The sequence below is a fragment of the Nonlabens ulvanivorans genome, from assembly GCF_000732625.1.
GTDB lineage: Bacteria > Bacteroidota > Bacteroidia > Flavobacteriales > Flavobacteriaceae > Nonlabens > Nonlabens ulvanivorans.
On sequence record NZ_JPJI01000025.1, the window covers coordinates 1 to 2700 of the forward strand.

The window sequence follows — 2700 nt, forward strand, 5'->3', positions numbered from 1 at the left end:
AGAAACTATACAAGAGCAACCACAATTTAAAATTGAAAAACTAACAGGTTCTCAATTAACTAACAATCATTCTTTAAATAAGGCTTTAAGTAGCGCAAAAGAATCATTGGGCATGAATACTTTTCAAAAATCAGTTTATGATTCTATCAATGGTTTTTACATTGAAGACACTGATGTTAATTATTTAACTAGTGGAACTTATGAGAGTTATACTTTTAAAATCACTGACCCAAGCGATACAACCCATTTAAAAAACATGGTGTTTTCAAAACAAATGGACTCTACCTATCAAGCATTTATAGTTGCATATGATTTGAATTACATAACCCTAGACGATATAAGGCAAGGAAGCATTCCTGTAGATGCTACTCCGTATGTCAGATATACACCTGTAACATCCAGTTTTCAGCATAAAAATGGTGTAGTAATGATAGGTGAAGGAGATTGTGTAAGTTTTGCAGAGGTTTCACCTGCTAGAAACTGTACAGTTGATGATCATGCTCCAGGTGAAGCTTGTGATTTAGATGAAGGAGATTGGAGAAGAGCGCAAGAAGCAACCTTAGTATTCTATATGGAACCTTGTGGTGGTGGAGATTTATTACCTTCCGACGGAGATTTAAATCTTGGTGATGATTTCCCATCTAATCCTGGTCCACCTACTGGCGGACAAACAAATCCCGGTGGTTCTGGACAATTAACACTTATTAACAACAATACTAACGAGCCAGATGAACCTTGTAACGATCAACTTACCTTAAGTAATGGTGATTGTGCTGGTGTGATTACTTCTCCTGTTATAGATTTAAAACCGGCGCCTGAACCTGTTGATGACGACACACAAACTTTTTTTGATGACTTACCAGATGATTTAAGAGAGTTTATTAATGATTCAGACCAAGATGATTTAAGAAATGAGATTGATGAATTTTTTGAATCAGAAGGTGATTCCCAAGAAAACAAGCATAGCGTAGAAGAATACCTTAGAAAAAAGAAAGAGGATCCTAATTATTCCATTTGGGATGATGCTGAGTTTGTCGCGCCTGATACACCTATTCAAGATATGGACGAATATCTTGATTGTTTCGATACTTCACAACCAGCGGTATTGACAATTTATGTTGATGAACCTTGGGAAGGAAGTGGATTTTTAGCTTTTCCTGGGGCGAGGCTTGATAATGGTGCAGTAGGACATGCATTCATAGGTATTAGTCAAGGAAATCATTCGGCAACTTATGGGTTTTATCCTAATGAAGGAGCGATGGCTGCACCACTTAATTCTGAGGACATAGGAAGGTTCGGTGATGATTCGAACACAAAATATGATATTTCTATTAGTATTCCGATCAATTCTGGACAATTGAATGACATTATTAATGCCTCAAAATATCCAAATCAACAACAAATGAATGGAAGTCCTAATAATCCATTTGGTTTAATAGCAAATGATACAGGACTAGTTTACAACACGCACTCTAACAATTGTACAGATTTTGCTCTTGATGCAGGAGCTTCTGCCGGTTTAGATTTTGGAAATACAAGTAGTATTTTGCCTACCACGATGAATGGGCCACCTGGCAGCCAAATTTATATTAAAAACCCTGGTAAGCTCGGAGAAAAAATTAGAAATCAAGATTTTTATAGTCCTGCTAATCCAAATCCAAATAACGGACCATTGTACAATATAAACGATAACGATAATGATTCAACGCCACCTGATAATAACTGCTAGTTGTTTACTTCTATTGATTTCATGCTGTACTAAACATGCAATATTAGAAAGTAAAGAAAATGAATTACAACAAAGGAAGAAAGCTCTTATAATGTCCTTTTTAGAAGCTGATTATATAGGAGATAGCAATTCTATTAAACATTTCACATCATTTTTGGAAGAAGATAAATTCACCGCTTACGACAGTCTTTCAATAGATCAAAAAAAATATTTGAATAATTTACTAGGTGATAGTGCATATGCGGTAACAGAAGATATAGCAAACGGAAGATTCGAAGGTAAATTAGAGATTTTGAATTATTCTGAATTGAATGATGAACAATTAGATCGATTGCATAATCATAACAAGTTTAAATTAGATGATTATGAACTTAAAAAAGAAAATGTCTTTTTTATAACTGGTCGGTGGGCAGAACTTATTTTTGTAACAACTGATAACGGTAAAAAGCTACAATATGCTTTCACGAACCCTACACCTAAGACTATGTCAAGAATAGAACTTGTAACTTTTAATGAATTTGTAAAATTATTTTTAGGAATTTAAAATCCCTTAAATAGAATCACTCAAAACCTCAAGAATTCCACTTGAGGTTTCTAGTTAATTCTAAGATATTTAGATTACAATATTTTCACCACAAAACCGCTTTACCACGTGGATTTAAAATATTTTTGAAGAGAATCTGTTTAATTTTTAAAAGAGGTATTAATACCTATTGATAGAAAAATCTTACCTTAGTAATTTTAAAGATAACTTATAACTTTAAAATATGTTTAAACACTCAAACACTCAAACGCTCAAACGCTCAAACGCTTAAATGGATAAATTCTCTAGTGGCGATAGCACTTATGGCGATGTTTTCTACTACTAGTTGTGAAAGGGATGATACTCCACTAGAAACTATACAAGAGCAACCACAATTTAAAATTGAAAAACTAACAGGTTCTCAATTAACTAACAATCATTCTTTAAA

1 protein-coding gene and 1 pseudogene are annotated in these 2700 nt (G+C 33.6%); both read left to right on the forward strand.

What is annotated here, in order from left to right; all coding sequences use genetic code 11:
* Positions 1 to 1729: pseudogene (locus tag IL45_RS15095) on the forward strand (hypothetical protein); the annotation flags it as partial.
* A gap of 91 nt (positions 1730 to 1820) precedes the next feature.
* A complete protein-coding gene (locus IL45_RS03820) occupies positions 1821 to 2273 on the forward strand; it encodes a hypothetical protein (RefSeq protein WP_036580561.1) in 453 nt (150 codons plus the stop codon).
* Positions 2274 to 2700: the final 427 nt, after the last annotated feature.

Excerpts from the sequence above, each read along its gene's own strand:
- IL45_RS03820 (WP_036580561.1), top strand. The coding sequence starts at position 1,821 with ATGTCCTTTTTAGAAGCTGATTATATAGGAGATAGCAATTCTATTAAA.